Below are 3,207 nucleotides of genomic sequence, written 5' to 3'. Positions count from 1 at the left end.
ACTCGGGGGCGGCGGGGACCGGGTTCCGCATCGACCCGGCCGCGCTGGAGGCGCACGCGCAGATCATGCAGGGGCACGCGGAGGCGGTCGCCGGGCACGCGCAGGTGTTCCAGGCGAGGCTCGCAGGGGTGAGCTTCGAGTGACCAACCAGATCGTCAAGGCACTGGAGCACGGCGCCGAGAAGATCGGCAGGACGCTGGCCGAGGACGCGGGCAAGGCGGTGAAGGACCTCTACCACTCCGCCGGGGAGAACCTGCGGAAGGTCGCCCGCAACACCCGTGAGGCGGACGCCAAACACGCCGGCGAGCTGACGAAGATCCTGGAACGCGGCGGCAAGGACGCCGAGCACTCCCCCCACCTGCCCGGCGGGGGCGGCCGCACCGGCAGGGGCGGCGAAGGCGGCGGAGGGCGCGGCCGCCAGCAGGTGGCGGACCCGCGGGAGGCGGGACGGCGCGAGGAGGCGATCTGCGGCGGCGGTGAACCGGTGGACATGGCCACCGGGCGCATGTTCATCGACCAGGTGGACGTCTCCCTGCCCGGCTCGCTGCCGCTGGCGTTCACCCGGTCCTTCGAGTCGGGCTACCAGGCCGGGCGGTGGATGGGCCCGCGCTGGGTGTGCACCTTCGACGAGCGGCTGGAGATCGACGAGGCCGGGGTGGTGTACCTGGGCGCCGACCGCACCGCGCAGGCCTACCCCCACCCGGGACCCGGTGAGGTGGTGCAGGCGAGCGCCGGTGCTCGCTGGGAGCTGGAGGGCGGCGCCGAGAGCGGCGGCTACACCCTGACCGACCACTCACGCGGCGTGGTCAGGGAGTTCACCCTCCAGCCGGACGGGGAGACGGCGCTGCTGACCCGGGTGCGGGACCGCTCGGGACGGTCCTACGAGCTGGTCCACGGCAGGGACGGCACACCGCTGAGCATCGCCCACAGCGGCGGCTACCGGGTGCTGGTCACCACGGAGGGCAGCCGGATCACCGCCCTGCACCTGGCCGGAGCGGGTGAGAACGGCTCCGACCTGCTGCTGACGCGGTACGGCTACACGGGCGGCCATCTGACGGAGGTGTACAACTCCTCCGGGCTGCCGATGCGCTTCGCCAACGACAGCAGCGGACGTGTGCTGTCCTGGACGGACCGCAACGGCAGCCACTACACCTATCGCTACGACAGCCTGGGCCGGGTCGTCGACGAGGGCGGCGCATGGGGGCACCCCCGGCCGGAGGCTGGGGGAGGCGCGCTGCGGTTCCACTTCACCTACGGCGACCGGGACCCGGCCACCGGAGTCAGGATCCACTCCGAGACCAACGCCCTGGGCCACACCACCCAGTACCACGTCAACGACCACGCCCAGATCACCGCCAGGGTCGACCCGCTGGGGAACACCACCCGCTTCGAGCGCGACGACCACGACCGCCTCCTCGCCGAGACCGATGCGCTCGGCCACACCACTCGCTACACCTACGACGGCGCCGGCGACCTGGTCGCGGTCACCCGCCCCGACGGCGAACAGGCCACGGTGGGCTACGGCAGCCGGCTCGCGCTGCCCACCGAGGTGGTCGAACCCGGCGGTGCGACCTGGCGCCTCACCTACGACAGCAAGGGCCGGCGTACCTCGCTCACCGACCCCAACGGCGCCGTCACCCGCTACCGCCACGACGAACTGGGCCATCTCGCCGCCGTCACCGATGCCCTCGGCCACACCACCCTGGTCCGCTGCAACCCGGCCGGCCTCCCCGTCGAGGTGACCGACCCCACCGGGGCCACCACCCGCTACGAGCGGGACGCCTTCGGCCGCACCGTCGCCGTCACCGACCCGTCGGGGGCCGTCTCCCGGTTCACCTGGACCACCGAGGGCCACCCGGCGTCCCGCACCGCCGCCGACGGCAGCACGGAGAGCTGGACCTACGACGGCGAGGGCAACCTCCTCACCCACACGGACGCGCTCGGCCAGGTCAGCACCTTCGAGTACACCCACTTCGAGACCCTCGCCGCCCGCACCGGTCCCGACGGCGCCCGCCTGACCTTCACCCACGACGCCCATATGCAGCTGGTGGCGGTCACCAACGCCCTGGGGCTGACCTGGGAGTACAGCTATGACGCCGCCGGGCGGCTCATCGGCGAGAGCGACTTCCAGGGCCGCAGGACCACCTACCGGCTGGACCCCAACGGCCGCCCGGTCGCCGTCACCAACCCCCTCGGGCAGCAGATCCACTACACCTACGACGTCCTCGGCCGCACCACCGCCAAGGACGCCGAAGGCCGCACCACCGTCTACGGCTACGACGCGGCGGGCCATCTGGTCCGGGCGACCGGCCCCGACGCCGACCTCACCCGAACCGTCGACGCCCTGGGCAACGTCCTCACCGAGACCGTCAACGGCCGTACACTCAGCCACACCAGGGACCTGCTGGGCCGCCGCACCGCCCGCAGGACACCCGGCGGCCACACCAGCGCCTGGACCTTCGACCCCCTCGGGCGGCCCACCGCCCTGTCCACCCCCGGCGGAGGGCTCACCTTCGGCTACGACGCCCTCGGCCGCGAGCAGCAGCGGATCCTGGACAGCGGTCTCACCCTGGCCAGCACCTGGGACCCCCGGGGCAACCTCACCGGGCAGACCCTCCGCGGCGGATCGCCCGCCCACCCTTCGGTCCTGCAGCGACGCGACTACAGCTACCGCGCCGACGGCAACCTCATAGGCGTCGACGACCTGCTCGCTGGCCCGCGCACCTTCGACCTGGACCCCGCCGGACGGGTCACCGCCGTCCACGCCCAGGGCTGGAGCGAACGCTACGCCTACGACCCGGCCGGCAACCCCACGGAGGCCGAGTGGCCCGCCACCGGCGCCACCCGGGCCGCCCTCGGCACCCGCACCTACAACGGCACCGAGCTCACCGCGGCGGGCCGGGTCCGCTACGAGTACGACGCCGCAGGCCGCACCGTGCTGCGGCAGAAGACCCGCCTCTCCAGGAAGCCCGACACCTGGCACTACACCTGGGACGCCGAGGACCACCTCACCCAGGTCACCACTCCGGACGGAACCCGCTGGCGCTACCTCTACGACCCCCTGGGCCGCCGTATCGCCAAGCAGCGCCTCGCCCCCGACGGGACGGCCACCGAGGAGCAGACCGACTTCACCTGGGACGGGCACACCCTCGCCGAGCAGACCACCCGGGCCCCCTACCTCCCGGGCCCCCACACCCTCACCTGGGA

At 73.2% G+C, this 3,207-nt stretch carries 1 protein-coding gene; it reads left to right on the top strand.

The genetic code is table 11. From position 1 onward, the window contains the following. Window positions 1-139: 139 nt before the first annotated feature. A partial coding sequence (locus AOK09_RS33925; RefSeq protein ID WP_169797102.1) for a DUF6531 domain-containing protein occupies window positions 140-3,207 on the top strand: 3,068 nt, incomplete at its 3' end.

This window comes from Peterkaempfera griseoplana, assembly GCF_001418575.1.
Taxonomy (GTDB): domain Bacteria; phylum Actinomycetota; class Actinomycetes; order Streptomycetales; family Streptomycetaceae; genus Peterkaempfera; species Peterkaempfera griseoplana.
Note: the sequence above shows the minus strand (reverse complement) of the source record. Positions and strands in the feature narration are given on the sequence as shown.